Raw genomic sequence first — 24,479 nt, forward strand, 5'->3', positions numbered from 1 at the left:
GCCCCCGGTCCGGTCGGACCGGCCGCCGGCCGGGCAACGGCCGGGGTCCAGGGGGTCGTCGAAAGTCGTCGGGGTCGTCGGGGTCGTCGAGGGTCCCCGGTGGTCGCCGGGGACCGCGGCCGTCAGGCCTCGGCCAGCAGTTCCCGGACGGCCCGGGCGACCTGCCCGGGGTGCTCCATCATCGCGACGTGCCCGGAGTCGGGCAGCACCAGCAGGCGGGCGTCGGGGAATGCCTCGCAGGCCCGCTTCGCGGAGCGGTAGGAGACCAGCTTGTCCTTCATCCCGTACACCAGCAGCACCGGCGCCTTGACGTGCGCGGCCTGCCGCCAGAGCGCCTGCTCGCCGCGCTCGGTGTAGGCCGACACGATGCCGCGGGCCGAGCCGATGCTGGCCTGCAGCGCGTAGGGCAGCCCGAGGCGGCGCCGGTACTCCGCCACCGCGCGGTCCCGGCGGTCGGCGGGGATCCCGTCGACGTCGGCGTAGACCAGGCGCAGCAGTTCGTCGGTGGCCTGCTCGGCGTTCTTGCCGTGGGTGGCGGCCCGGCGGCGCAGCAGCGCGGGGACGCCGGGGACGGCGAGCGCGGCGGTCGGCCAGGCGCTGAGCTGCGGGGGCAGCTCGGGCAGGGCCGGGGAGATCAGGGTGAGGCTGCGCACCAGGTCGGGGCGGAGCGCGGCGAGCCGGACGGAGACGGCGCCGCCGAGCGAGTTGCCGAACAGGTGCACGGGCCCGCGGGCGGTCTTCTCCAGGTAGCCGATCACCGCGCGGACGTGGCCGCTGAGGGTGAGGTTGCCGTCCTGCGGCGGCGCCGACCAGCCGAAGCCGGGGAGGTCGATCGCCTCGCCGGAGACCTCGTCGGCCAGCTCGGCCATGAGGTCGGACCAGTTGTCGGCGGAGCCGCCGAGGCCGTGCACGAAGAGCGCGGGCGGCAGGCCGTCCGCCGCGGGGACGCGCGGTCCGACCGCGAGCACCGCGCCCGGCACCTCGACCGTGCGGTGGGGCCCGGGCTCGCTCTGCACCTGCTGATCAGCGCTCATGGAGGACGATCGTAGTGAGCGCAGGTGCCGTTTCCCCAGTACCCCGGCCCGTCTCACCCTGTGGACGGGGCGCACGCGGGTCGTATTGTGGGCTCCCGACAAGCCGATTTCTGCGCTTTACTCGGCTTTCCCAGGCGCAGATCCGGTTACCGAAAAGTAGACTCGGGGCCTGCCGGAGACGCCCAGATCGTGAAGTGAGGACCGCCGTGACGGCCATCCAGGAGGCGCAGGAGCGTCCGCGCGGTGCCCGACTGCCGCGAAGCGCCCGCCGTGAACAGCTGCTCGGAGCCGCTCAGGAGGTGTTCGTCGCGCAGGGCTACCACGCCGCCGCGATGGACGACATCGCCGACCGGGCCGGCGTCAGCAAGCCGGTGCTGTACCAGCACTTCCCGGGCAAGCTGGAGCTCTACCTCGCACTGCTGGACAAGCACTGCGACGCCCTCGTCGACGCCACCCGCACCGCGCTCGAGGCGACCAGCGACAACAAGCACCGCGTCGCCGCCACGATGGAGGCGTACTTCCACTACGTCTCCAGCGAGTCGGGCGCGTTCCGGCTGGTCTTCGAGTCGGACCTGACCAACGAGCCGGCCGTCCGCGAGCGGGTGGAGCGCGCCTCCGACCTGAGCGCGACGCTGGTCAGCAAGGTCATCGCGGAGGACACCGACCTGCCGGAGGCCGAGGCCAAGCTGCTGGCCGCCGGCGTCTGCGGGCTGGCGCAGATCACCGCGCGCTACTGGCTGTCGCAGGGCCGGGAGATCCCGCGCGACGAGGCCGTCCGGCTGGTCGCCAGCCTGGCCTGGCGCGGCCTGAAGGGCTTCCCGATGCACCCCGAGACGGGCGAGCGCCCGGCGGGCGCCGAGTAGCGATCCCACGACCTTCGCCGCACGGCCTGGCCAGTGCTCTAAGGTGAAGCCGTACGGCGCGGCGATCTCGGACGCCTGTTCGAACAACGCGCGTGGATGGCTGCAACCCGGAGGGACGGAAGCCGTGGAGGTCAAGATCGGCGTGCAGAACGCGCCCCGAGAGATCGTTCTCGAGAGCCCGCAGACTGCCGACGAGGTCGAGGGTGCCATCGCCAAGGCGCTGGAGGGCACCTCCAAGCTGCTGGTGCTGGCCGACGAGCACGGCCGCCGCGTGATCGTCCCGGCCGAGCGCCTGGCGTACGTGGAGATCGGCGAGCCCAGCATCCGCAAGGTCGGCTTCGGCACGCTCTGAGCCCGAGGCCCTGCCCGCAGGGCCACCCGCGCCCCGTCCTCCTCCCGAGGACGGGGCGCTTCGCCGTTCCCGGGCCTCGCGGTGGGGCCGGGGCGGCCGCGGGCCGGGGCCGGGCGGGGGAGATCGCCCGCCGAGCGCGTACGCACCGGCGGCCCCGGGTATGGGCCGGGTCAGGCACACGCCGTACGACCCCGGGAGGCCGCCCGTGCTGGTGGAGACGATCGCCTACGCGCTCATCGGCCTGGCCGTGGGGGCCGGCGCCCTGGTCCTGCTGCCCGAGTACTTCCCGGCGGCCCGCACCCTGACGGTCTCGACCGCCGTCGTCTCGGCCCTGCTCGCCGGGCTGATCGCCCGCTTCACGCTGAACGAGCAGGCGCCCGGCGTCTCGCTGGCCCTCAGCGCGGTCTGCTCGGTGCTGCTGGTCTCCGTCCTGGCCCGGCCCGACCTGGTCGACCGGACCGGCGGCCGGCACCCCGGCCGCCACCGGCCGGCCTGAAGACACCGCCGGACACCCGACGGGGACCCCGGCGGGGAGACCGACTAGGGCACGGCTCCAAAGGTCAGGGGTGCACCACAAGGAGCGGGTGGAACTGCGCGATGCGGATGCGGGCCGCCGTACGGATCACGCCCGGCCCGGTGCTGTCGTGACACCCGCCCCCGGAATGCGCAGTTCTCCCCCGGCCTCCGGCCGGGAGGTGCCCCCACGCGCCCCTGGAGCGACCGCCGGGCGCCTGCGAAGACACGGCCCCTAGGACGCGAGGCCGAGGGCCGCCATCCGCCGGGTGTGGGCCTCGGTGATCCTGGTGAACATCTTGCCGACCTCGACCAGGTCGAAGCCCTCCACGCCCGACCCGCCGACCAGCAGGTTCGACAGCGCGTCGCGCTCCGCCACCACCCGCTGGGCCTGGCTGAGCGCCTCGCCCATCAGCCGCCGGCCCCACAGCGCCAGCCGCCCGCCGACCCGCGGGTCCTCGTCGATGGCCTGCCGCACCCGCTCGACCGCGAACTCGGCGTGCCCGGTGTCGGCCATCACCTTCAGCACCAGGTCCCGGGTGTCGTCGTCCAGCCGGACGGCGACCTCGCGGTAGAAGTCGGTGGCGATCGCGTCGCCGACGTACGCCTTGACCAGGCCCTCCAGCCAGTCGGAGGGGGCGGTCAGCCGGTGGAAGGCCTCCAGCGGCTCGACGAACGGGGTCATCACCTCGGTCGGGTCCGCCCCGACCTCGGCCAGCCGGTCGTGCAGCTGCTGGTAGTGCTGGAACTCGGCGGACGCCATCCGGGCCAGCGCGGCCTTGTCGACCAGACCGGGCGCGAACTTCGCGTCCTCCGCCAGCCGCTCGAACGCGCTCAGCTCGCCGTACGCCAGCGCGCCGAGCAGGTCGAGCACCGCGGCCCGGTAGCCCGGGTCGGCCGAGCAGGACGCCCAGTCGCCGATCGAGGTGGTCGCGCCGATCGGGGTGACATCGCCAGATTCCTGAGACTCCATGGCTCGCCACCCTAGCCGGGCCGGTCGGGAACGGAGTAAGGCGCGTCACGTGTTCGAGTCGTCGCGCCCCTGTATGGTGGTAGTGAGGCCTGGTGTGATCGCGCGGCCCGCCACTGGTGGCAGGCCGCGCAGACGTGCACAGCACCGACACGCACCCGGCACTCACGTACGCGGATGCCCGGTCGGAGAGCCGATCGGCTCCGACCTTGGCCCGGACTTCGGGCCCAGGCACCGCATCAGTGGCCGAGCGAGGGCCGCCGCGGACCGCGCCGCCCGGCGCAGGTCCCGCGCCAGCCCCTCACGGGAATCCTCCCCGGCGCCGCCGACGACGCCCCGTGACGGGGCGCCGGCCGGCCGGCCGCCCAGGGGCGGGCGCGGTTGTGCGACCCCCACGCAGTGACGGGCCCGAGGCCCGAACGCGCGGGGCCGCCCGCTGCACCTGACTCGCTCTCGGCCCCCACCATGGAAGAGGCAGCACCCTGTCCACCACCGAGACCCCCAAGACCACCTTCCGGGACCTGGGCATCCTCCCGGAGACCGCCGAGGCCCTCGAGTCCGTCGGCATCGTCCACCCCTTCCCGATCCAGGAGATGACCCTGCCGGTCGCGCTGACCGGCCACGACGTCATCGGCCAGGCTAAGACGGGCACCGGCAAGACCCTCGGCTTCGGCCTCCCGCTCATCGAGCGGGTCGTCGTGCGCGCCGACGTGGACGCCGGCCGCGCCACCGAGGACGACCTGACCGAGAGCCCGCAGGCCCTCATCGTGGTGCCCACCCGCGAGCTGTGCACCCAGGTCACCAACGACCTGCAGACCGCCGGCAAGGTCCGCGACGTCCGCGTCCTCGCCGTGTACGGCGGCCGCGCCTACGAGCCGCAGGTCGAGGCGCTGCAGAAGGGCGTCGACATCGTCGTCGGCACCCCCGGCCGCCTGCTCGACCTGGCCGGCCAGCGCAAGCTGGACCTCTCCAAGGTCCGCGCCCTGGTCCTCGACGAGGCCGACGAGATGCTCGACCTGGGCTTCCTCCCGGACGTCGAGAAGATCATCACCATGCTGCCGGCCAAGCGGCAGACCCTGCTGTTCTCGGCCACCATGCCGGGCCAGGTGATCAGCCTCGCCCGCCGGTACATGAGCCAGCCGACCCACATCCGCGCGGCCGCGCCGGACGACACCGGCGCCACCGTCGCCAACATCGAGCAGCACATCTTCCGCGCGCACTCGCTCGACAAGGTCGAGCTGGTCTCGCGCATCCTGCAGGCCGACGGCCGCGGGCTGGCCATGATCTTCTGCCGCACCAAGCGCACCGCCGCCGACGTCGCCGAGCAGCTGACCAAGCGGGGCTTCGCCGCCGGCGCCGTCCACGGCGACCTCGGCCAGGGCGCCCGCGAGCAGGCGCTGCGGGCCTTCCGCAACGGCAAGGTCGACGTGCTGGTCTGCACCGACGTCGCCGCCCGCGGCATCGACGTCGAGGGCGTCACCCACGTCATCAACTACCAGTGCACCGACGACGAGAAGACCTACCTGCACCGCATCGGCCGCACCGGCCGGGCCGGCGCCTCCGGCACCGCGGTCACCCTGGTCGACTGGGACGACATCCCGCGCTGGCAGCTGATCAACAAGGCGCTGGACCTGCCGTTCAACGAGCCGGAGGAGACCTACTCCACCTCGGCCCACCTGTACGAGCTGCTCCGCATCACCCCCGGCACCAAGGGCGTCCTGCCGCGTTCCGAGCGCACCCGCGCCGGCCTGGACGCGGAGGAGGTCGAGGACCTCGGCGAGACCGGCGGCCGCGGCGCCCGCTCGCGCGGCCGCGGTGGCCGTGCGGCCGCCGCCGAGGCCGCCGAGCCGGCCGAGAAGCCGGCCCGCCGCCCCCGTGAGCGCCGCCGCACCCGCGGCGGGGCCGGTGCTGCCGCCGAGGCGGCCACCGAGGCCGTCACGGCCGAGACCGCCGCTCCCGCCCCCGTCGCGAACGGCGAGGGCGACACCGACGCGGCCCCGCGCCGCCGTCGCCGCCGCACCCGCAGCGGTGCCGGCGAGGCCGCTGCCGCGGTCACGGCTCCGGCGGAGGGCGCCGTCGCGACCGCCACCGTCGAGGCTCCGGCCCAGCCGGCCGCCGAGACGGTGCCGGCACCCCGTCGGCGGACCCGTGCCGCGGCCGCCAAGCCGGCGGCCGAGGATGCCGTTGCCGAGGCGACCGACGGCGCAACCGCGGCGACCACCCCGGCCCCGCGTCGGCGGACCCGCAAGGCCGCGGCTCCGGCCGCTGCCGCTGAGGCGGGCACCGAGGCCGCTGCCGAGGCGACCGCGGAGGGCGAGGCCGCGCCGCGCCGCCGTACGCGCACCCGCCGCCCGGTGGCTGCCGCCGAGGCCGTGCAGGAGAGCTGACACGACGCACCGGAGGGCGGGCCCGTTTCGAACGGGCCCGCCCTCGGGCATGTCCGGGGCCCGGCGAACGGGCACGACGCTCGGGCCGCCGTACTCGAAGGGGCCGGAGCGGTGCGGCGCACGGGTGCGGCCCCGGCCCTCCCGTCCCGCGCGGTTCCCCGCGCCCTTGGCGGGGGCGCCGTGGCGGCGGCGCCTAAGCTCGGAGGACGAGATCCGCCGCCCCGTCTGGAGCCCCTTGCGATGAGCACTCCGCCGTTCCTGGCCCTCCCCCGGTGCGCCCGGGCGCTGCGTCTGGCCACGGCCCGCGGCGAGTTCGCCGCGCTGCTGGCCGAGCCGGAGGGGCCGGTGCGCGGCACGGCCCTGCTGGTGCCCGGGTTCACCGGCAGCAAGGAGGACTTCATCGCGCTGCTGGAGCCGCTGGCCGCGGCCGGGTACCGGGTGGCGGCGGTCGACCAGCGCGGCCAGTACGAGACCGGCGGCCCGGCCGACCCGGAGGCGTACCGGATCGGGGAGCTGGCCCGGGACGTGCGGGCGCTCTCGGCGGAGCTCGGCGACCACGGGCCGCTGCACCTGCTCGGTCACTCGTTCGGCGGACAGGTGGTGCGGGAGGCCGTGTTGGACGCCCGGGGTCCGCTGCCGTGGCGGTCGCTGACCCTGCTGTCGACCGGCCCGGGCGCCATCGACCCGGCCGAGGCGGCCCGCACCAAGCTGCTGCTGGACGCCCTGCCGGTGATGGACCTGGAGGCGATCTGGCAGGTCATGAAGCAGATGGAGGAGGGCAGCGGGGCCGGTCCCGCGCCGCGTCCGGAGATCGCCGAGTTCCTGCACCGCCGGTGGGTGGCGAACGTGCCGCAGGCGCTGTCCGCGATGGGCGGCCACCTGGTGGCGGCCCCGGACCGGGTCGCCGAGCTCGCCGCCGTGCCGCTGCCCGTGCAGGTGGTGTCGGGCGTGCGCGACTACGCGTGGCCGGTCGAGGAGCAGGCGGCGATGGCCCGGCGCCTGGACGCCCCGTACACGGCGGTGCCGGACGCCGGGCACTCCCCCAACGCCGAGCAGCCCGCCGCGACCGCCGCCGCCCTGGCCGCCTTCTGGGGCTGAGACCCAGGCCGCTGAGACCTGGGCCCGACCCGGCCCCGACCCCCTGCCCGCCGGGCCTGCCGCGCCCGGCGGGCAAAATCAGGGACAAAATTGTTTAGCTCGGGTAATATTTGAGTCTGTCCGGGAATCGTTGCGCCACGAGCCCGGTTGCCCCTCACTGCGGCATACGCCGAAACCGGGACTTTACGGACGGGCAACCAGCAGGAATCAGCGGTGCGGCACTGTGAACCCATGAGGCGATGTCGCCTCGGCTGCACGGGCCGCACGGCGCGCGAGGGGGGACGATGCGAGCAGCAGCCGGACGACAGACCCAGCAGGTGCCGGCCGACGACCGGGTGGTCGGCGGCCTGCCGCATCCGCCGCGACCCACGGGGCGGAGAAGGGAGAGGCCCATGCGTTTCGAGATCCTCCGACTGGACGACGCCTCCGGTGTCGCCACCGATCGACTGATCGTCGACGCCGAGACCGTCGGGCAGTACGTGAAGGATGCCGCCGCGACCGGCGAGCGCCTGTACATCCGGCCGTGCAAGAACGTGTGAGCGGAGCCGGACGGGCACCTGCCGCGTCCGACGTTCCGAGACCCGCTGACGCCCCGTCATCCCGAACAGGGACGACGGGGCGTCAGTGCGTCCCCGGACACCCGGTGCGACCAGGGTGGTGTTTGCCGCCGCCCGGGACGGGACATTTCCCAACGGGGCCGAGTGCCCCGACGCGAGGCACCCCGTACGGGTGATCGTCCTTGACGCGGCGGTCCGGAGGGAGGAGCGTTGTCGGCTATGAGGGGCGAGCCCAGCTGCCCGAGGTGCGCCGGTCGGGTCCGCGCCCCCGGGCTCTTCTCCGACACCTGGCAGTGCGACCAGCACGGTGCGGTCCACCCGATGCAGCCGGTGCTGCCGCCCAGCGTCGAGGCCCTGAACGTCGCGGTGGCCCGCTCACAGGTGCCGGTCTGGCTGCCCTGGCCGCTGCCGGTCGGCTGGCTGTTCACCGGGATCGCGCACGTCGGTGACGACCTCTCGGGTGCCCGCGCGACGGCGGTCGCCTGCGCCGGCCCTGCCCCGCTGGGCGGCTTCGGCGAGCTGGTGCTCGTCGCGGAGGAGCTCGGCGTGGGCCTCGGCGCCCGCTACGCCGGCCTGGACGGGCCGGACCCGGGCGAGAGCGTCTCGCTCTACAAGCCGGCCGACGCCAAGCTGATGGCGGCCGGCCGGCCGACGCCGATGTTCCACGTGCCCGACGCCCCGGTCGACCGCGCGGTGTACGTCGGCGAGGCGCGCGGCCTGTGGCTCTGGGCGGTCGCCTGGCCCGAGCAGTCGGCGCTGCTGATGCACGACGAGCTCGTCCTCACCGACCTGAGGGACGCCGGCGCGGAGCTGGGCCTGCTGCCCTGCGGCGCGCTGACCCCGCGGCTGCTGGGCTGACGCACGGGCGGCCACGCGGCCGGCCGTCGGGCCGGTCCGCGGTTCGCCGCCCGGCCCCCGGCGCGCCCGCCGGGCGCACTAGGCTGGGCCGGGCCAGCAGCAGCCCCCACCGGCCCCTGGAGCCCCTCCCGTGCGCATCGACCTGCACGCCCACAGCAACGCCTCCGACGGCACCGACAGCCCGGCCGAGCTGGTCGCCGCGGCCGTCGCGGCCGGGCTGGACGTGGTGGCCCTGACCGACCACGACACGGTCGCCGGGCACGCCGAGGCCGCGGAGGCCGTCCGGGGCACCGGTCTGACCCTGGTGCCGGGCGCCGAACTCTCCTGCCACGTCGACGGCATCAGCATGCATCTGCTGGCCTACCTGTTCGACCCCGCCGAGCCCGCCTTCGCCGCCGAGCGGGAGCTGGTGCGCACCGACCGGTTCCGGCGCGGGCGGGCGATCGTCGAGCGCTGCCGCGAGCTCGGGGCGCCGATCGACTGGGAGCAGGTGGAGCGGATCGCCGGGGCGGGCTCGGTGGGCCGTCCGCACATCGCCAGCGCCCTGGTCGAGGCGGGCGTGGTGGCCACGGTCTCCGACGCGTTCACCGCCGAGTGGCTGGCCAACGGCGGGCGGGCGGACGTCCGCAAGCACGAGACGGACCCGGTGACCGCCGTCCGGCTGGTGCGGGCGGCGGGCGGCGTCCCGGTGTTCGCGCACCCGGGCGCGGTCAAGCGCGGCCGGACGGTCTCCGACGAGGTGATCGCCGACCTGGCCGCCGCGGGTCTGGGCGGCCTGGAGGTCGACCACACCGACCACGACGGGCCGACCCGGGAGCACCTACGCGCTCTGGCGGCCGAACTCGGCCTGTTCACCACCGGCTCCTCGGACTACCACGGGCACCGCAAGACCGTCCGGCTCGGCGAGTACACCACCGACCCGGCCGCCTACGAGCAGCTCGTCGGCCAGGCCACCGGGGCCGCACCGATCCGCGGCTGACCCCGGGCACCCCGGGGCCGGCGGCCCGACCCGCCGTCAGTCGCGCCGAACCGGGGCACGGCGCCCCGGAACCGGACAATTCACCCATGGATGCCAGGGTGTTCGGGTCGCTCTTCGTGACCCTCTTCGTGATCATGGACCCGCCGGGCACCATCCCGATCTTCCTGGCGCTCACCTCGGGGCGGGCACACCGGGTGCAGCGGCGGATGGCCTGGCAGGCCGCGCTGGTCGCGCTGGGGGTGATCACCTGCTTCGGGCTGTTCGGCCGGCAGATCCTGGACTACCTGCACGTGTCGATCCCGGCCCTGCAGGTCTCCGGCGGCATCCTGCTGCTGCTCATCGCGCTGGACCTGCTGACCGGCAGGATCGAGGAGCCGACCCAGACCAAGGAGGTCAACGTCGCCCTGGTGCCGCTGGGGACGCCGCTGCTGGCCGGGCCCGGCGCGATCGTGGCGGTGATCCTGGCGGTGCAGAAGGCGGACGGCGCCGCGCAGTACGCGGCGGTCTGGGCGGCCATCGCGGCGATCCACGTGGTGCTGTGGCTGACGATGCGTTTCTCGCTGGTGATCATCCGCATCATCAAGGACGGCGGTGTGGTTCTCATCACACGCCTGTCCGGCCTGCTGCTGTCGGCGATCGCCGTGCAACTGGTGGCGAACGGCGTGTTCGCCTTCGTCGACCAGGCCACCTGACCGCCCGTCGGGCGCCCCCGGTCAGTCGAGCGGGACGGCCCGCCGGTTCGGGTCGCGCAGGTCGGTGCCGTGCCGCAGCCACCGCTCCTGGAGCTCGGCGGCGCCGTGCACGCGCTTGTGGCCGGCCTCGTTCGGGGTCATCGGGAGGAGCGGCAGGAAGCGCACCGGCTCGGCCGGTCCGGCGAGTTCGACGTCCTCGACGAGGCCGCCCGGCTCGGCCACCAGGACGGAGGTGAAGGGCGCGCCCTCCCACAGCGGGGCGCCCAGGTCGAGGGAGCCGCCGGGGGCCACCACCAGGCCCTCGACCTGCGGCGTTGCGGCGAAGGTGGCCAGCGTGCGAAGCACGTCGTCGCGCCCTCCGCGGACGGTGAGCACCAACTCGGCGCGGGGGCCGCGCACCGGGTCGGCGACCGCCGCGGTGGGGTCGGCCATCGGGCTCGCGGCCATGCCGAGGGTGGCGTAGCGGACGAGCCCCTCGGCGTCCGGGCCGAAGCGCAGCACCTCGATCCGCTCGGTGCCGAGGAAGGTGACCGAGGCCCGGCCGCTGCTCTCGCCGAAGGTGGTGAGCAGGCGCGCCTCGACGGCCGCCAGCACGGCCGTGCGGGTGAGTTCCGCGGAGCCGCCGGAGGGATCGGAGAAGTCGCCGAACAGCGGGAAGTCGTGGGCCATGCACGCGACCTTAGCGCCCGGGGAGTTGTCGCTTCGCGCACACCCCAGCGGCGGCACGCCGACAACTGTTAGTGTGGGGGGCTGGCTACCGGGGATGCTGACCCTTGGGGCCGCGGCATGAAGGAGGTGGTTGTGGTGGATACCAGCCGACCATGCAGTACCGGCAGCTCTGCCCGGCCTGTCCTTCTCCGCCGCACCCACCCCTGACGAGGTAGTTGAGGCGGCGTCACACCCGGCCGGGAGAGCACCTTCCCGGGCGCCGGGGCGCCCAAACCGAAGTCTTGCCGATTCTTTGGCGATTTCTTGGTGAGCCCCGTCCGACCTGGGCGTCCATCGGTGTTCCTCGCCGTCGCACCACGGCCGTCACCGCCTGCCGTGCGGCGGCTCCTGCCCCAGGAGCCTGCCATGTCGATGATCAACAACCTCCGTGCGGCCGTCCGTCCGCACCGCCGCCGCGACACCTCCTTCGACACCCTCCGTCCGGGCCACGCCCCTTCGGCCGTGGTCGACTGCGCCGTCTACCAGGACGGCAAGCGGGTCGGCGAGAGCTGCAGCCCGCGCGAGGCCGTGGCCCGGGTCAAGCTGTGCCGCCAGCAGGACGCCGGCTCGTTCAGCTGGATCGGCCTGCACGAGCCCACCGAGGCCGAGTTCGAGGGCATCGCCCAGCGCTTCGGCCTGCACCCGCTGGCCGTCGAGGACGCGGTGCACGCGCACCAGCGCCCCAAGGTCGAGCGGTACGACGACGTGCTGTTCGCCGTCTTCAAGACGATCCGCTACGTCGAGCACGACCAGCTCACCCCGACCAGCGAGGTCGTGGAGACGGGCGAGCTCATGGTCTTCGTCGGCCAGGACTTCGTCATCACCGTCCGGCACGGCGGGCACGGTTCGCTGCGCGAGCTGCGGCGCCGGCTGGAGGGCGACGCCGACGGCTCCGGCCTGCTCGCCAAGGGCCCGTCCGCGGTGCTGCACGCCATCGCCGACCACGTGGTCGACAACTACCTGCTGGTCGCCGAGCGGTTGCAGACCGACGTGGACGAGGTCGAGTTCGACGTCTTCGCCGGCAAGGCGGGCCGCGGCGCCGACGTCGGCCGGGTCTACCAGCTCAAGCGCGAGGTGCTGGAGTTCAAGCGGGCGGTGGCGCCGCTGCTGCGTCCGATGCAGCTGCTCTCCGAGCCGATCCAGCGGCTGATCGACCCGGACATCCAGAAGTACTTCCGGGACGTCGCCGACCACCTGGCCCGGGTCACCGAGCAGGTGCACGGCTTCGACGAGCTGCTGAACTCGCTGCTCCAGGCCAACCTGGCGCAGGTGTCGGTGGCGCAGAACGAGGACATGCGCAAGATCACCGCCTGGGCGGCGATCTTCGCGGTGCCGACCATGATCACCGGCATCTACGGCATGAACTTCGACTACATGCCGGAGCTGCACCACAAGTACGGCTATCCGATGGTGCTGGGCAGCGTCGTGGTGATCTGCATCGCCATGTACCGCGGGTTCCGGCGCAACGGGTGGCTCTGACGCCCGGTCGCGCCGGGCGACCCGTCAGCCGCCCTTCCGGCCGCCCCGGGCGACCAGCACCAGTCCGAGCAGGATCAGGCCGACCGCCGGGTACGCGGCCACCGGCGGCCACTGGCCGAGCCACACGGCCGCGATCAGGGCCGCACCCGGGGTCTCCAGCAGGATCGCCGTCGAGGTGACCGAGGGGCCCAGGGTGCGGACCACCCGGTTGCTCAGCGAGTGCCCGAGCAGCTGGGCGGCCACCATCAGCAGCACGATCTGCCACCACACCCCGGCCGGCCAGCCCGACAGCGGGGAGCCCGCCACCAGGCAGACGCCGAACAGCGCCGCGGCCGTGGTGGTGTAGCAGACCAGCGTGTACGCGGTGGTGCTGACGGTCCGCCGGACCTCGGCGCCGAGCAGCACGTAGCCCGCGGCCGCCGCCCCCGCGCCCAGCGCGAGCGCGTCGCCGAGCAGAGCCCGCGGGGAGAGCGACAGGTCGACGCCGGTGAGCACCAGCACGCCCGCGAAGGCGACCGCCACGCCGATCCGCACCGGCCGCGGCGCCCGCTCGCCCATCAGCCGCAACAGCAGGATCGTCCACAGCGGGGTGGTGGTGACCAGCGCGGTCGCCGAGGCCACCGAGGTCATCCGCAGGCTGGGCATCCACAGCCCGAAGTGCACCGCGAGCAGCACGCCGGCGGCGACCGCGAGCAGCAGCGCCCGGCGCCCGATGCCGCGCAGTTCGGCGCGGTGCCGCAGCAGCGCGTACGGGCCGAGCACGCCGACCGACATGAAGTTGCGCCAGAAGGCGATGGCCAGCGGCGGCGCGGCGGTGGCGCTGATCAGCGGGGCGGAGAGCGAGATGCCGGCGATGGAGACGGCGAGCAGCATCAGGTCGACCCGCGGCAGCGCCGGCCGGCCCGGTGCGGGGGCGGCGGGACGGAGGTCCGCGGGGGCGGCGGTGGCGGCGGGCCGGGCGGGCACGGCTCTCCTTCGAACGGGTCGGGTGCGACCGTCCTACGGTAAGGCCTCAAATGCACTGACGGCGCTGTCGTCCCGGGTGGTGGGACGAAGCGCCGAGCGGCCTCGGGCCGACCGCCCGCCAGGCCGTACGCTGTGGGCCATGGAGCGTACGACGACCCCCGCCGAGGACTTCCTGGACCGCGCCCTGCTGGAGGAGGCGGCGAAGAAGTCCGGACTGCTCTGGGTCCGCCCGGAGGGGGTGCCGAACGGCCGGGCGCTGTGGCACGCCTGGCACGACGGGGCCGTGGTGGTGGTCGGTGACGGCGGCGAGCAGCCGCTGCACGGGCTGGCCGCGGGCGGCCGGGCCGAGGTGACCGTCCGCAGCAAGGACAAGGGGGGACGGCTCACCGGCTGGCTCGCCGACGTCACCGAGCTCGCCCCGCGGAGCGAGGCCTGGCAGGGCGCCGTCGAGGAGCTCAAGTCCAAGCGGCTCAACGCCCCCGACACCGACACCATCGGCGACCGCTGGGCCCGCGAGTGCCGGGTGCTCCGGCTGGAGCCCGCCGGCGCCCTCACCGAGCGCCCCGGCGCCATGCCGGACGGCTCCCACGCGGCCGTCCCGATGCCGACCGGGGCCACCACCCGCCGCCCGATCCCGGCCGGCCTGCCCAAGCTGCTGCTGGGCCGCCGCAAGGGCTGACGCGCCGACGGCCGGCCGGTCCGACCGCCCACGGGGTCCGCGGACCACCGGGCGGGGCGGACGCGCCGGGCTGCGGCGGGCCACCGCGGGCTCCGGCCCACTCCCGCAGGTATCTTTGGCGCCGGAGGACGCGCCGGACGCAGCCGTGCGGACGCAGTCGTACGGGCGACGGCGCGACGGACCGCGACCCGTACCGCGGCCGCAGGCCCTACGCGGCCGCACCGACACCAGCGCACCGGCCCGCACCTCGCGGGCCCCGTCCGGAGAGAGGGAGCCGATGGCAGGCGCAGGCAGTCGGGTCTTCATCTCGCACCTCTCCGGGCTCCCGGTCTTCGACCCCAACGGCGACCAGGTGGGCCGCGTCCGCGACGTGGTCGTCTCGCTGCGGATCGGCGGGCGCCCGCCCCGGGTGCTCGGCCTGGTGGTCGAGGTGATCGGCCGGCGGCGGATCTTCCTGCCGATGACCCGGGTGACCAGCCTGGAGTCCGGCCAGGTGCTCGCCACCGGCGTGATCAACCTGCGGCGCTTCGAGCAGCGCCCTTCGGAGACCCTCGTCCTCGCCGAACTGCTGGACCGCACCGTCGTCCGGACGAAGACCGGCGAGGAGGTCACCGTCCTCGACGTGGCCATGGTGCAGGCCCGGCTGCGCGAGTGGGAGATCCGCAAGGTCTTCGTGCAGGTCGGCCGGGTCGGCCGGCTGCGCAAGGCGCGCGGCGAGTCGCTGACCCTCGACTGGTCCGAGCTCACCGGCTTCTCCCTCACCGAGGAGGGCCAGGGCGCCGCCAACCTGCTCGCCACCTTCGAGCAGCTCCGCCCGGCCGACCTCGCCAACGTGATGCACCACCTGTCGGCGAAGCGCCGCGCCGAGGTCGCCGCCGCCCTCGACGACGACCGGCTCGCCGACGTCCTGGAGGAGCTGCCCGAGGACGACCAGGTCGAGATCATCGGCAAGCTCAAGGAGGAGCGGGCCGCGGACGTCCTGGAGGCGATGGACCCGGACGACGCCGCCGACCTGCTCTCCGACCTCCCCGCGGAGGACGCCGAGCGGCTGCTGCGGCTGATGGAGCCGGAAGACGCGGCCTCGGTGCGCCGCCTGCTCTCCTACGAGGAGGACACCGCCGGCGGTCTGATGACGACCGAGCCGATCGTGCTGGAGCCGGACGCGACCGTCGCCGAGGCGCTCGCCCGGGTGCGGATCGCCGAGAACAAGCCGGCCCTCGCCGCGCAGGTCTACGTCTGCCGTCCGCCGAACGAGACCCCGACCGGCAAGTACCTGGGCACGGTGCACTTCCAGCGGCTGCTGCGCGAGCCGCCGTTCACCCTGGTCGGCTCGCTGGTCGACGACGACCTCGACCCGCTGCCGCCGGACACCCCGCTGCCGCTGGTCACCAGCTACCTGGCCGCCTACAACCTGGTCGCCGCGCCGGTCGTGGACGAGGCCGACCACCTGGTCGGCGCGGTCACCGTCGACGACGTCCTGGACCACCTGCTGCCGGAGGACTGGCGCGAGGCGTCCCTGCACGCGGCCGAGAGCGAGACCGTCCATGGATGACCGCAAGCGGGAGGACCGCAAGGGCCGCCGCGACGACAGCCCCCGCCAGCGCATCCAGGGCGAGCTGCGGGAGCTGCGGCAGCTGCGCGAGCTGCGGGCCCGCGAGGGCGTCCGCCCGCAGCGGCCCGAGGGCGGCACCGGACGCAGCCGGCTGGACCAGCCGCGCACCGGCCGCCGCGCCCTCATCCCGATGCCGACCTACGACCCGGAGGCCTTCGGCAAGCTCTCCGAGCGGATCGCCCGCTTCCTGGGCACCGGCCGCTTCATCGTCTGGATGTCGGTCGTCATCGTCGCCTGGGTGGTCTGGAACACCCTGCTGCCGGCGACCGTCCGCTTCGACGAGTACCCCTTCATCTTCCTGACCCTGATGCTCTCGCTGCAGGCCTCGTACGCGGCGCCGCTGATCCTGCTCGCGCAGAACCGCCAGGACGACCGGGACCGCGTCAACATGGAACAGGACCGCGCCCGCAGCGACCGCAACATCGCCGACACCGAGTACCTGACCCGGGAGGTCGCCGCGCTGCGGCAGGGCCTCGGCGAGGTCGCCACCCGCGACTTCGTGCGCTCCGAGCTGATGGCGCTGCTCAAGGAGCTCGACGACCGGCGGGAGAGCCGCGACCTGGTGTGAGGCCCGGGCGCCGGGCGCCGGCGCCGGCCGTGACCTCGTGTGACGGGCGGCACGCTACCGGCGAGTCGGGGTCCGTCCGCGGCGCCGTACCATCAAGGCATGGCCAACGAGACCGAGATTGCCGCAGGCGTGACGGAGGAGTCCGTCCGCAAGGCGCTGGCGACCGTCAACGACCCGGAGATCAACCGCCCGATCACCGAGATCGGCATGGTGAAATCCGTCGAGATCGCCGAGGGCGGCGCCGTGAGGGTCGGCGTGTACCTCACCGTCTCGGGCTGTCCGATGCGCGAGACGATCACCAACCGGGTGACCGACGCGGTCGCGAAGGTGCCCGGTGTCACCGGTGTCGAGGTCGAGCTCGACGTGATGAGCGACGAGCAGCGCAAGGAGCTCTCGCAGCTGCTGCGCGGCGGCGCGCCCGAGCGCGAGATCCCCTTCGCCAAGCCGGGCACGCTCACCCGGGTCTACGCGGTCGCCTCCGGCAAGGGCGGCGTCGGCAAGTCCTCGGTCACGGTCAACCTGGCGGCAGCGATGGCCGCGGACGGCCTCAAGGTCGCCGTGGTCGACGCCGACATCTACGGCCACAGCGTGCCCCGCATGCTCGGGGTCGAGGGCCGGCCCACCCAGGTCCAGGACATGATCATGCCGCCGTCGGCGAACGGCGTGAAGGTCATCTCGATCGGCATGTTCACCCCGGGCAACACCCCGGTGGTGTGGCGCGGCCCCATGCTGCACCGCGCGCTGCAGCAGTTCCTGGCCGACGTGTACTGGGGCGACCTCGACGTCCTGCTGCTGGACCTGCCGCCCGGCACCGGCGACATCGCGATCTCCGTGGCCCAGCTGGTGCCCAACGCCGAGATCCTGATCGTCACCACCCCGCAGATGGCCGCCGCGGAGGTCGCCGAGCGGGCCGGCACCATCGCGCTGCAGACCCACCAGAAGATCGTCGGCGTCATCGAGAACATGTCGGGCATGCCCTGCCCGCACTGCGACGAGATGATCGACGTCTTCGGCACCGGCGGCGGCCAGACCGTCGCGGACGCCCTCACCCGGAGCGTCGGCGCCACCGTGCCGGTGCTCGGCTCGATCCCGATCGACGTCCGCCTGCGCGAGGGCGGCGACGACGGCCGCCCGGTCGTCCTGTCGAACCCCGAGTCCCCGGCTGGCGCCGCCCTGCGGTCCGTCGCCGGCAAGCTCGGCGGCCGCCAGCGCGGCCTGTCCGGCCTGTCCCTGGGTCTCACCCCCAAGAACAAGTTCTAGCGGACGCACAGGGGCGCGGGGCCGCACCGCGGGAGGCACACCGTGCCGTCCCGTCGTGCGGACCCCGCGCCCCTTCGTGCTGCCCGGACGGCGCGGCCGGCCGGTGGCCGGTCAGCGGCCGTTGTAGGCGGTGAGGTCGGGGACGACGCCGAAGCCGATCCCGTAGGCGCTGATGCCGCGGCCGTAGGCGCCGAGCAGGACGCCCGGGGCCTCGCCGGCCAGCACCCAGCCGTACTCGGACTCGCGGTAGCGGAAGGGCTGCGGCAGGCCGTTCACCGGCAGGGTGAGGGCGGACCAGCCGGGGCCCTCCAGGTCGTCCGCGAGGTCCCAGGCGAGCCCGGTCTGCTGGTCGAGCCAGTCCTGCCGCAGCGAGCGGTCGAGCTGGCCCGGCGGCACGGTGGCGATCAGGCCGGAGCCGGCCAGCCAGGCGGCGGAGGAGGCGGAGGTCGCCTCCAGCGTGCCGGTGTTGTCGGCGCTGCGGCGGCCGGGGCGGCGGGCGACCGTCACCACCACGGCGAAGCGGCCGGCCTCCCGCGACCCGTACGGTCTGGCGGGCTCGTCGCCGTGGCCGAGCGAGCCGTAGTCGGTGCCGGCGCCCTGGCCGGCGCGGCCCGCGCCGACCGGGAACGGCCAGCGGCGGCCCGTCCAGCCCTCGTCGAGCCCGTACCAGGGGAAGTCGGCCTCCAGGTAGGGCGTCAGCGGGTCGGCGGACCCGGCCCGGGCGCCCACCACGGGCGCCGTCCGCCCGCCCGGGGCGACCGTCCCGCCCGCTCGGCTCGTCACGTCCATCGCCGGCCTCCTCCGTGCACCTGTCTCCTGCGGCGGCGTTCCATGGTGGCGCACCGGGCGCGCCGCCGGGTGCGGTCGGCCGCCGACACGTCGTGGCGTGACCGACGGCACAGTGGATCCGGCCTGCGGTCAACCTGAACACCATAGCGGCGCGGACGCCGACGCCCCGCCCGGCGAAGCGGCCCGGGCGGGGCGTGGGAAGTGTGCAACGGCGCGCGGCCGCACCGGGTCGCGTCAGGTGGCGTCCAGGTCGAACGGCGGGCGCTCACCGGCGGCGAGCGGCGCACTCGTCTCGGCGGGGGCGCTCTTGGTGAGGTCCGGGGTGGCGGCGACCCGCCGCGGCGCCTCGTCGTTGAGGGCGGACTTGAAGTCGAGGCCGTCCTTGAGCTCCTTGAAGCCCAGCGGGTCCTCGTTGCCGCCCATCAGCTGCTTGCGGACGAAGGTCTTCGGGTGCAGGTCGGTGAACTCGAAGTCCTGGAACTCCGGGCCCAGCTCGCTGCGGATGTCGTCCTTGGCGCTGTCCGCGAAGGACCGGACCTTGCGGATGAAGCCCATGGTGTCCTGGATGAGCTTCGGCAGCTTGTCCGGCCCGAAGATGACGATGGCCATGACGGCCAGCGCGACGACCTCCAGTGGGCCTATGTCACTGAACACGTACGCTCCCAGCTCCTGATGGACAACCCGACGAGCTCGGCGGCAGCCGTCGCCACCAGGGTAATGGCCGCCGGCCGGTCTGTGACCCCGCCACCTGCGGATTGCGGTCCAGACCACCCGGCGGCCCGGTGCGTGCGCCCCGACGGCCCAGCGCGCGTGTGCCCTAACGGAGCAGGTTGTGCGGACCGAGGCGGTTCACGCCGGCATCGGCCGGGCCGGGCTGGGGGAGGTAGCCGGGCGGCGCCGAGGCCATGGCGGGGACCGGGAAGTCGGCCGGCAGCTGCGCGTTGACCGGGACGGCGGCGCCGCCCGGGTTGCTCACCGGGCTGACCCGGGTGCCGTGCTGGTCCTCGCCGCCGACGGCCGAGGGGCCGCCCACACCGGCCAGGGTGACCGCGGCCACCGAGAAGGCACCGGCCGCGGCGAACACGAAGCGGCGCCCGAACGGCGTCGGACCGGGCCGGGCCGCCGCCGCGGCGGGCTCGGGCAGCACGCCAGCCCGTCCGCGGGAGGGTTGCTCGGCGCGGCGTCCGCGCGGCTCGGTGAGGCTGCGCAGCGCGGCCGCCGGACGGGCGGCGGAGGGCACCAGGGAGAGCCGGTTGCCCGGCGTCGGCAGCCCCGGCCGGCCGGCCCGCGGGTCGACCCCGGGGATCGGCGTCCCGGCGCCGAGCGCACCCGAGCCGAAGGAGGCGCCGGCGCCGCGGCCGAAGGAGCCGCCGGTGAGCCGGCTGCCGCCGAGGGTGCCGGGGACGGCCGGCATGCCGCCGCCCGGGCCGGAGCCGTCCTCGTCCTCGGGCAGGGCGGCGACGGCGAGCAGCCGCGCCATCAGCGTCGAGGAGGGGCCCGGGTTGTCGGTGCGGGTCAGCAGGTGCTTGACCGCGCGGCCCTCGTCGGCCTCGGCGAGGCAGTCGGGGCAGGTGGCGAGGTGCGCCTGGACGCGCTCACGGGAGTCGTGGCCGAGTTCGCCGTCGAGGTAGGCGGAGAGGCGGTCGCCGAGATGGTGCTCCTCCGCGGGCTCGGCGGGGCGCACGGCGACGGCCCGCGGTGCGGCGGGCTCGGCGGCGGGGTGCTCCGCCGGGGCGGCGGGGGCCTGCGGGTGGTCGGCCCGGCGGCCGAGCTGGGCCCAGGAGGGGCCGCGCCGGGACCGGCCGGTCGGCTCGGGCCCGCCCTGGTGGGCGTCGGCGTTCACGAGCCCCTCCGGTCCAGGCCGCCCGGAGAGCCGGGATCGGCGCCGACCGGGACGGGCTCGGCGGAGCCGCCGCGGCGCAGCCGGCCCGGGGCGACGCCCGGCGCCCGGTGCTTGAGGGCGGCGCGCAGGTGCGAGCGGCCGCGGTGGATCCGGCTGCGGACCGTCCCGAGCTTGACCCCGAGGGTGGCCGCGATCTCCTCGTAGGAGAGGCCCTCGATGTCGCACAGCACCACGGCGGCGCGGAACTCGGGGGCGAGGGTGTCGAGCGCCTGCTGGACGTCGGCGTCGAAGTGGGTGTCGCTGAAGTGCTGGGCCGGGCTGGGCTCGCGGCTGGGGAGGCGCTCGGCGGCGTCCTCGGCGAGGGCGTCGAAGCGGATCCGCTGGCGGCGGCGCACCATGTCCAGGAACAGGTTGGTGGTGATGCGGTGCAGCCAGCCCTCGAAGGTGCCGGGGGTGTAGGTGGAGAGCGAGCGGAAGACCCGGACGAAGACCTCCTGCGTGAGGTCCTCGGCGTCGTGCTGATTGCCCGTCAGCCGGTAGGCCAGGCGGTAGACCCGGGCGCTGTGCGCCTCGACGATCTCCTCCCAGGTCGGCGGGGTCCAGCTCTGCGCGTCGGGGCCCTCGGCGAAGGTCGCGAGCGCGGCCGGCTCGGCCGCGGCCCCGGCCGCCTCGGTGGTCGCGTCCTGGGGGGAGTGCGCGGGCTGGTTCATCACGGGCTTCGGCGTACGGGCCGACGAGGTGCGGCGTGGATCGCGCTGCACGGGGACGTCGCCCTCGGCCACACCTCCTCGGTCGGCTCTTCTGCCCAGCAGGGCCACCACCATATCCACCTCGCCCGTCAGATCCGGATAAAGTGCACGACCCCCTCCGCCGCCGCCCCGGCGGGGCCGCGCGGACGGCGTCGTGCGCACCCCGATCGCCAAGTCCTGTTCCCATCAACGGCCCGCCGCCGAACGCGGTTCCCGGTCGGCCAGTAATCTGTGGCTGAAAATGTCGACATCGGGTCGGCATCAGGCGTTCCGGAGAGGCAGCCATCACCGAGTTCGGGCCCGAGCGGGCGGCTCTCGCCGACACCTACGTCGGCGAGGACGCGGTGCTGACCTACGCCCGGGCCCAGTCGGCGCGGGCCGGAATACGCGCGATCGGGCCGAGCGGCGGAGCCTTCCTGCGGCTGCTGGCGGCCGCGCTGGACGCCAAGTCGGTCGCCGAGATCGGCACCGGCACCGGCGTCTCGGGGGTCTACCTGCTGCGCGGGATGCGGCCGGACGGCGTGCTGACGACCGTCGACACCGAGCCGGTGCGCCAGCAGTGCGCGCGGGAGGCGTACCTCGCGGCCGGCTTCGCCCCCAACCGGGCGCGGTTCATCCCGGGCCGGGCGCTGGACGTGCTGCCGCGGCTCGCGGACGGCCAGTACGACCTGGTGTTCTGCGACGGTGACCCGGCCGAGTCCCGCGCCTACCTCGCAGAATCGTTGCGGCTGCTGCGGCCGGGCGGGATCGTCTGCTTCGAGGGGGTCTTCCAGGAGGGCCGGTTGGCCGAACCGGACCTCGACGACCCGCAGACCCACGCGGTGCGCGAGCTCGTCCGGGACGTCCGGGAGAGCGACCGGCTGCTGCCCGCGCTGCTGCCGGTCAGTGACGGGCTGCTCTGCGCCGTCAAGCGCTGACAGGGCGTCCGGCGGGCGTGTCGGCCGGGTCCCGCGGGTCAGTCCCGCAGGTCAGCCGCCGGGCTGTCCCGGCGCGGGCCGCGCAGGTGTCCGGGCACGGCACAGGGCCCGGATTCTGGCGCGAATCCGGGCCCTGTCGGCATCTCCAGGAGATGAGGGGAGCACCCGCTGCGGTCAGCCGCAGGCCTTCTTCAGGGCCTCGCCCAGGGCATCCGCCTCATCGGGCGTCAGCTCCACCACCAGGCGACCGCCGCCCTCGAGCGGAACTCGCATGATGATGCCCCGCCCCTCTTTGGTGACCTCGAGCGGGCCGTCACCCGTCCGCGGCTTCATGGCCGCCATGCTCGTTCCCCTTCCTGCAACCGCTCAGCTACGTACCGGAGGTCCGTCCACCACCGGTATCGAACGCATTGATCGGAAGCCATTATCCCGCATCCCGCACCCCGATGACCAACATCACTCTCCGCGCAACCGTGCCCGCACCCGCCCAAACCGTCCGACAACCTGCTCAAAGCCCCATTTCGCCGGTGCTCGGCACGACATTCGAAGGTGCGGTACCTCACACTCCCCAGCCGGCCCCGCGCTCCGTCATGCTGAGTCCGTGGCCGAGGCCACGAGCCGCGGCGCCGCCGTGCCACCCACCACGACCAGGGGAGCCCTCACCCGATGTCCGACTCCGTGCTGTACGAGCTCGACGGCGGCCTGGCCGTCATCACCATCAACCGCCCGGACGCGATGAACGCGCTCGACACGGCGACCAAGGTGGCGCTGCGCGACACCGTCACCGAGGCCGCGAACGACCCGGCGGTGCGGGCCGTGCTGCTGACCGGCGCCGGGGACCGGGCGTTCTGCGTCGGGCAGGACCTCAAGGAGCACCTGGGCCTGCTCAAGCGGGCCGAGGAGACCGGCGAGGGCGCGCTGAAGACCGTCTCCGAGCACTACAACCCGCTGCTGCGGGCGCTCGCCGGGATGGCCAAGCCGACCGTGGCCGCGGTGAACGGGGTGGCGGCCGGTGCGGGCGCCGGGCTGGCCTTCGCCTGCGACTTCCGGATCGTCGCCGACACCGCCGGCTTCAACACCTCCTTCGTCGGCGTCGCGCTGACCGCCGACTCGGGCGTCTCCTGGACGCTGCCGCGGCTGGTCGGCCACGCCCGCGCCACCGAGCTGCTGATGCTCCCCCGCACGGTGAAGTCGGACGAGGCGCTCGGCCTGGGCCTCGCCACCAGGGTGGTGCCGACCGCCGAACTCGCCGCCACCGCACGGGCCTTCGCCGCGGAGCTGGCGGCCGGCCCGACGGTGGCCTACGCCGCCGTCAAGGAGTCGCTGGCGTACGCCGCCTCGCACTCCTTCAGCGAGCTGCTGGAGAAGGAGGACGAGCTGCAGACCCGGGCCGGCGAGAGTGAGGACCACCGGATCGCCGTCCGGGCCTTCGTCGCCAAGGAGAAGCCGGCCTACGTCGGACGCTGACCGGCGGCCGCCCCGCGCGCGTGACAGTCCGCCAGGTGGTCGTCGACCAGGCCGCAGGCCTGCATCAGCGCGTAGGCGGTGGTCGGGCCGACGAAGCGGAAGCCGCGCTTCTTGAGCTCCTTGGCCAGTGCGGTGGACTCCGGGGTCACGGCCGGCACCTCGGCGAGCGTGCGGGGGGCCGGCCGGGCCGGGTCGGCGGCGAACCGCCAGACCAGCTCGTCCAGGCCGCCGTCCAGGTCGAGGGCGGCGCGGGCGTTGGCCACCGTCGCCTCGATCTTGGCCCGGTTGCGGATGATGCCGGTGTCCTGCAGCAGCCGCTCGGTGTCGGCCGGGCCGTACGCGGCGACCGCGGCGATGTCGAAGCCCGCGAACGCGGCCCGGAAGCCCTCCCGGCGGCGCAGGATGGTGATCCAGGACAGCCCGGACTGGAAGGCCTCCAGGCTGATCCGCTCGAACAGGGCGGCGTCGCCGTGCACCGGCCGGCCCCACTCGGTGTCGTGGTAGAGGCGGTAGTCGTCCGCGGACTCGCCCCAGCCGCATCGCAGCAGCCCGTCGGGGCCGAGGACGGCGCCGGTCACGACTGCTCCGGTCCGTGCTTCTTGAAGAGGTCGGCGCGCGGGTCCGCGGGCCGCTCGTCGGCCGTCCGCTCGTCGGCCGCCTGCTCCGGCAGCGGCTCGTCCTGCGGCTGCGCGGCCGGTTCGGTCCGGGGCTCGGCGGGCTCGGCGGGCTCGACCACCGCGGCGAAGGCCTCCAGCCCCGGCAGCGGCTCGTCCTGCGGCTGCCCGGGCGCCGGCTCCACCGCGCCCCGGACGACCGCGGCGGCCTCCAGCTCGGCGATCCGCGCGTCCCGCAGCGAGAGCTCCGCGCCGAGCCGGTCGAGCACGTTGTCGACCTCGTCCATGCGGTAGCCGCGCAGCGCCATCGGCAGCCGCAGTTCGTCCACGTCGTGCCGGCCGAGCGGCCGGTCCTGCGGCAGCCGGGCGGTGATCCGGTCGGGCAGCGCCTCCGGAAGCGTGCCGCCGCCACCGAGCGCCACCAGCGCCGCACCGCCGACCACCACGGCCATCGCCGCCACGATCACCCAGAACACGAGCCGCCTCCGTCAGTCACCGGCCCGTCTCCGGCAATGGTGGGATCAT

At 74.6% G+C, this 24,479-nt stretch carries 27 protein-coding genes; 16 read left to right on the forward strand and 11 right to left on the reverse strand.

The annotated features are described in order from the left end of the window. Positions 1-122: 122 nt before the first annotated feature. Positions 123-1,034 (reverse strand): alpha/beta hydrolase, encoded by a 912-nt coding sequence (locus ABZ641_RS03115; RefSeq protein ID WP_344628423.1) that lies wholly within the window; start codon positions 1,032-1,034, stop codon positions 123-125. Between the two features lie 206 nt (positions 1,035-1,240). Here ABZ641_RS03115 and ABZ641_RS03120 point away from each other — a divergent pair, with 206 nt between their 5' ends. The 3 genes from ABZ641_RS03120 to ABZ641_RS03130 all read left to right on the forward strand — a co-directional run bounded on the left by ABZ641_RS03120 (position 1,241) and on the right by ABZ641_RS03130 (position 2,745). After that, on the forward strand, positions 1,241-1,897 hold the full coding sequence (locus ABZ641_RS03120; RefSeq protein WP_344628422.1) for a TetR/AcrR family transcriptional regulator: 657 nt from the start codon (positions 1,241-1,243) through the stop codon (positions 1,895-1,897). Between the two features lie 124 nt (positions 1,898-2,021). Continuing rightward, positions 2,022-2,249: a DUF3107 domain-containing protein gene (locus ABZ641_RS03125; protein ID WP_030274939.1), complete on the forward strand. Its 228-nt coding sequence runs from the start codon at positions 2,022-2,024 to the stop codon at positions 2,247-2,249. A gap of 205 nt (positions 2,250-2,454) precedes the next feature. After that, a complete protein-coding gene (locus ABZ641_RS03130; protein ID WP_344628421.1) occupies positions 2,455-2,745 on the forward strand; it encodes a hypothetical protein in 291 nt (96 codons plus the stop codon). Positions 2,746-2,997: 252 nt separating this feature from the next. On the opposite strand, the gene ABZ641_RS03135 is transcribed toward ABZ641_RS03130, so the two are convergent. Beyond that, positions 2,998-3,735 carry a ferritin-like fold-containing protein gene (locus ABZ641_RS03135; protein WP_344628420.1) on the reverse strand — a complete coding sequence of 246 codons (738 nt, stop codon included), beginning with the start codon at positions 3,733-3,735 and terminating at the stop codon, positions 2,998-3,000. 590 nt (positions 3,736-4,325) lie between these two features. Between ABZ641_RS03135 and ABZ641_RS03140 the strand changes: the two genes are divergently transcribed. The 6 genes from ABZ641_RS03140 to ABZ641_RS03165 all read left to right on the forward strand — a co-directional run bounded on the left by ABZ641_RS03140 (position 4,326) and on the right by ABZ641_RS03165 (position 10,303). Next, the gene (locus ABZ641_RS03140; RefSeq protein WP_359978771.1) at positions 4,326-6,119 is read left to right on the forward strand and encodes a DEAD/DEAH box helicase; all 1,794 of its coding nucleotides are present in this window, start codon (positions 4,326-4,328) and stop codon (positions 6,117-6,119) included. A 240-nt stretch (positions 6,120-6,359) separates the two neighbouring features. Continuing rightward, positions 6,360-7,217 carry an alpha/beta hydrolase gene (locus ABZ641_RS03145; protein WP_344626747.1) on the forward strand — a complete coding sequence of 286 codons (858 nt, stop codon included), beginning with the start codon at positions 6,360-6,362 and terminating at the stop codon, positions 7,215-7,217. Positions 7,218-7,609: 392 nt separating this feature from the next. Further along, positions 7,610-7,756 carry a hypothetical protein gene (locus tag ABZ641_RS03150; RefSeq protein WP_263103774.1) on the forward strand — a complete coding sequence of 49 codons (147 nt, stop codon included), beginning with the start codon at positions 7,610-7,612 and terminating at the stop codon, positions 7,754-7,756. 237 nt (positions 7,757-7,993) lie between these two features. Further along, a complete protein-coding gene (locus ABZ641_RS03155) occupies positions 7,994-8,632 on the forward strand; it encodes a DUF6758 family protein (RefSeq protein WP_344626746.1) in 639 nt (212 codons plus the stop codon). 130 nt (positions 8,633-8,762) lie between these two features. Further along, on the forward strand, positions 8,763-9,611 hold the full coding sequence (locus tag ABZ641_RS03160; protein ID WP_344626745.1) for a PHP domain-containing protein: 849 nt from the start codon (positions 8,763-8,765) through the stop codon (positions 9,609-9,611). An 86-nt stretch (positions 9,612-9,697) separates the two neighbouring features. Further along, positions 9,698-10,303 carry a MarC family protein gene (locus ABZ641_RS03165; protein ID WP_359978775.1) on the forward strand — a complete coding sequence of 202 codons (606 nt, stop codon included), beginning with the start codon at positions 9,698-9,700 and terminating at the stop codon, positions 10,301-10,303. Positions 10,304-10,324: 21 nt separating this feature from the next. Here the strand turns inward: ABZ641_RS03165 and ABZ641_RS03170 are convergent, their stop codons facing one another. Continuing rightward, on the reverse strand, positions 10,325-10,972 hold the full coding sequence (locus tag ABZ641_RS03170) for a suppressor of fused domain protein (protein WP_344626744.1): 648 nt from the start codon (positions 10,970-10,972) through the stop codon (positions 10,325-10,327). Between the two features lie 405 nt (positions 10,973-11,377). Between ABZ641_RS03170 and corA the strand changes: the two genes are divergently transcribed. Further along, the gene (corA, locus tag ABZ641_RS03175) at positions 11,378-12,490 is read left to right on the forward strand and encodes a magnesium/cobalt transporter CorA (protein ID WP_263103779.1); all 1,113 of its coding nucleotides are present in this window, start codon (positions 11,378-11,380) and stop codon (positions 12,488-12,490) included. A gap of 24 nt (positions 12,491-12,514) precedes the next feature. Here corA and ABZ641_RS03180 read toward each other — a convergent pair whose 3' ends face one another. Next, positions 12,515-13,363 (reverse strand): DMT family transporter, encoded by an 849-nt coding sequence (locus tag ABZ641_RS03180; protein WP_359978802.1) that lies wholly within the window; start codon positions 13,361-13,363, stop codon positions 12,515-12,517. Positions 13,364-13,595: 232 nt separating this feature from the next. Between ABZ641_RS03180 and ABZ641_RS03185 the strand changes: the two genes are divergently transcribed. The 4 genes from ABZ641_RS03185 to ABZ641_RS03200 all read left to right on the forward strand — a co-directional run bounded on the left by ABZ641_RS03185 (position 13,596) and on the right by ABZ641_RS03200 (position 17,575). After that, positions 13,596-14,135: a hypothetical protein gene (locus ABZ641_RS03185; RefSeq protein ID WP_344626743.1), complete on the forward strand. Its 540-nt coding sequence runs from the start codon at positions 13,596-13,598 to the stop codon at positions 14,133-14,135. Between the two features lie 277 nt (positions 14,136-14,412). Beyond that, the gene (locus ABZ641_RS03190; protein ID WP_344626742.1) at positions 14,413-15,687 is read left to right on the forward strand and encodes a CBS domain-containing protein; all 1,275 of its coding nucleotides are present in this window, start codon (positions 14,413-14,415) and stop codon (positions 15,685-15,687) included. Then, positions 15,680-16,315 carry a DUF1003 domain-containing protein gene (locus ABZ641_RS03195; protein WP_344626741.1) on the forward strand — a complete coding sequence of 212 codons (636 nt, stop codon included), beginning with the start codon at positions 15,680-15,682 and terminating at the stop codon, positions 16,313-16,315. Before ABZ641_RS03190 ends, ABZ641_RS03195 begins: the two co-directional genes overlap by 8 nt. A gap of 99 nt (positions 16,316-16,414) precedes the next feature. Then, positions 16,415-17,575, forward strand: coding sequence for an Mrp/NBP35 family ATP-binding protein (locus ABZ641_RS03200; RefSeq protein WP_344626740.1), 1,161 nt, complete (start codon positions 16,415-16,417; stop codon positions 17,573-17,575). Between the two features lie 111 nt (positions 17,576-17,686). On the opposite strand, the gene ABZ641_RS03205 is transcribed toward ABZ641_RS03200, so the two are convergent. The 4 genes from ABZ641_RS03205 to sigE form a co-directional block, all read right to left on the reverse strand. After that, a complete protein-coding gene (locus ABZ641_RS03205) occupies positions 17,687-18,364 on the reverse strand; it encodes a hypothetical protein (protein WP_344626739.1) in 678 nt (225 codons plus the stop codon). A 234-nt stretch (positions 18,365-18,598) separates the two neighbouring features. Further along, positions 18,599-19,018, reverse strand: coding sequence for a sec-independent translocase (locus tag ABZ641_RS03210; RefSeq protein WP_344626738.1), 420 nt, complete (start codon positions 19,016-19,018; stop codon positions 18,599-18,601). A 163-nt stretch (positions 19,019-19,181) separates the two neighbouring features. Continuing rightward, entirely contained in the window at positions 19,182-20,207 is a 1,026-nt protein-coding gene (locus tag ABZ641_RS03215) for a zf-HC2 domain-containing protein (protein WP_344626737.1), read from the reverse strand. Then, positions 20,204-21,031, reverse strand: a complete 828-nt coding sequence (sigE, locus tag ABZ641_RS03220) for an RNA polymerase sigma factor SigE (RefSeq protein ID WP_344626736.1) — start codon at positions 21,029-21,031, stop codon at positions 20,204-20,206. Before sigE ends, ABZ641_RS03215 begins: the two co-directional genes overlap by 4 nt. A 185-nt stretch (positions 21,032-21,216) precedes the next feature. Between sigE and ABZ641_RS03225 the strand changes: the two genes are divergently transcribed. Beyond that, positions 21,217-21,873: an O-methyltransferase gene (locus ABZ641_RS03225; protein WP_263107973.1), complete on the forward strand. Its 657-nt coding sequence runs from the start codon at positions 21,217-21,219 to the stop codon at positions 21,871-21,873. 174 nt (positions 21,874-22,047) lie between these two features. Here ABZ641_RS03225 and ABZ641_RS03230 read toward each other — a convergent pair whose 3' ends face one another. Beyond that, entirely contained in the window at positions 22,048-22,215 is a 168-nt protein-coding gene (locus tag ABZ641_RS03230) for a DUF3117 domain-containing protein (RefSeq protein WP_014137929.1), read from the reverse strand. A 324-nt stretch (positions 22,216-22,539) separates the two neighbouring features. Between ABZ641_RS03230 and ABZ641_RS03235 the strand changes: the two genes are divergently transcribed. After that, a complete protein-coding gene (locus tag ABZ641_RS03235) occupies positions 22,540-23,340 on the forward strand; it encodes an enoyl-CoA hydratase-related protein (protein ID WP_344626735.1) in 801 nt (266 codons plus the stop codon). On the opposite strand, the gene ABZ641_RS03240 is transcribed toward ABZ641_RS03235, so the two are convergent. Then, a complete protein-coding gene (locus ABZ641_RS03240) occupies positions 23,325-23,918 on the reverse strand; it encodes a DNA-3-methyladenine glycosylase I (protein WP_344626734.1) in 594 nt (197 codons plus the stop codon). The genes ABZ641_RS03235 and ABZ641_RS03240 overlap by 16 nt on opposite strands. Further along, positions 23,915-24,430, reverse strand: coding sequence for a DivIVA domain-containing protein (locus ABZ641_RS03245; protein ID WP_359978782.1), 516 nt, complete (start codon positions 24,428-24,430; stop codon positions 23,915-23,917). The genes ABZ641_RS03240 and ABZ641_RS03245 overlap by 4 nt, the downstream gene beginning before the upstream one ends. Positions 24,431-24,479 lie beyond the last annotated feature (49 nt).

This window comes from Kitasatospora sp. NPDC007106 (assembly GCF_040634455.1).
Lineage (GTDB): Bacteria > Actinomycetota > Actinomycetes > Streptomycetales > Streptomycetaceae > Kitasatospora > Kitasatospora arboriphila.

Excerpts from the sequence above, each read along its gene's own strand:
- ABZ641_RS03115 (WP_344628423.1), bottom strand. The coding sequence starts at position 1,034 with ATGAGCGCTGATCAGCAGGTGCAGAGCGAGCCCGGGCCCCACCGCACG.
- ABZ641_RS03135 (WP_344628420.1), bottom strand. The coding sequence starts at position 3,735 with ATGGAGTCTCAGGAATCTGGCGATGTCACCCCGATCGGCGCGACCACC.
- ABZ641_RS03140 (WP_359978771.1), top strand. The coding sequence starts at position 4,326 with ATGACCCTGCCGGTCGCGCTGACCGGCCACGACGTCATCGGCCAGGCT.
- ABZ641_RS03145 (WP_344626747.1), top strand. The coding sequence starts at position 6,360 with ATGAGCACTCCGCCGTTCCTGGCCCTCCCCCGGTGCGCCCGGGCGCTG.
- ABZ641_RS03150 (WP_263103774.1), top strand. The coding sequence starts at position 7,610 with ATGCGTTTCGAGATCCTCCGACTGGACGACGCCTCCGGTGTCGCCACC.
- ABZ641_RS03155 (WP_344626746.1), top strand. The coding sequence starts at position 7,994 with ATGAGGGGCGAGCCCAGCTGCCCGAGGTGCGCCGGTCGGGTCCGCGCC.
- ABZ641_RS03165 (WP_359978775.1), top strand. The coding sequence starts at position 9,698 with ATGGATGCCAGGGTGTTCGGGTCGCTCTTCGTGACCCTCTTCGTGATC.
- ABZ641_RS03170 (WP_344626744.1), bottom strand. The coding sequence starts at position 10,972 with ATGGCCCACGACTTCCCGCTGTTCGGCGACTTCTCCGATCCCTCCGGC.
- corA (WP_263103779.1), top strand. The coding sequence starts at position 11,378 with ATGTCGATGATCAACAACCTCCGTGCGGCCGTCCGTCCGCACCGCCGC.
- ABZ641_RS03180 (WP_359978802.1), bottom strand. The coding sequence starts at position 13,363 with ATGCTGCTCGCCGTCTCCATCGCCGGCATCTCGCTCTCCGCCCCGCTG.
- ABZ641_RS03185 (WP_344626743.1), top strand. The coding sequence starts at position 13,596 with ATGGAGCGTACGACGACCCCCGCCGAGGACTTCCTGGACCGCGCCCTG.
- ABZ641_RS03190 (WP_344626742.1), top strand. The coding sequence starts at position 14,413 with ATGGCAGGCGCAGGCAGTCGGGTCTTCATCTCGCACCTCTCCGGGCTC.
- ABZ641_RS03195 (WP_344626741.1), top strand. The coding sequence starts at position 15,680 with ATGGATGACCGCAAGCGGGAGGACCGCAAGGGCCGCCGCGACGACAGC.
- ABZ641_RS03200 (WP_344626740.1), top strand. The coding sequence starts at position 16,415 with ATGGCCAACGAGACCGAGATTGCCGCAGGCGTGACGGAGGAGTCCGTC.
- ABZ641_RS03205 (WP_344626739.1), bottom strand. The coding sequence starts at position 18,364 with ATGGACGTGACGAGCCGAGCGGGCGGGACGGTCGCCCCGGGCGGGCGG.
- sigE (WP_344626736.1), bottom strand. The coding sequence starts at position 21,031 with ATGGTGGTGGCCCTGCTGGGCAGAAGAGCCGACCGAGGAGGTGTGGCC.
- ABZ641_RS03230 (WP_014137929.1), bottom strand. The coding sequence starts at position 22,215 with ATGGCGGCCATGAAGCCGCGGACGGGTGACGGCCCGCTCGAGGTCACC.
- ABZ641_RS03235 (WP_344626735.1), top strand. The coding sequence starts at position 22,540 with ATGTCCGACTCCGTGCTGTACGAGCTCGACGGCGGCCTGGCCGTCATC.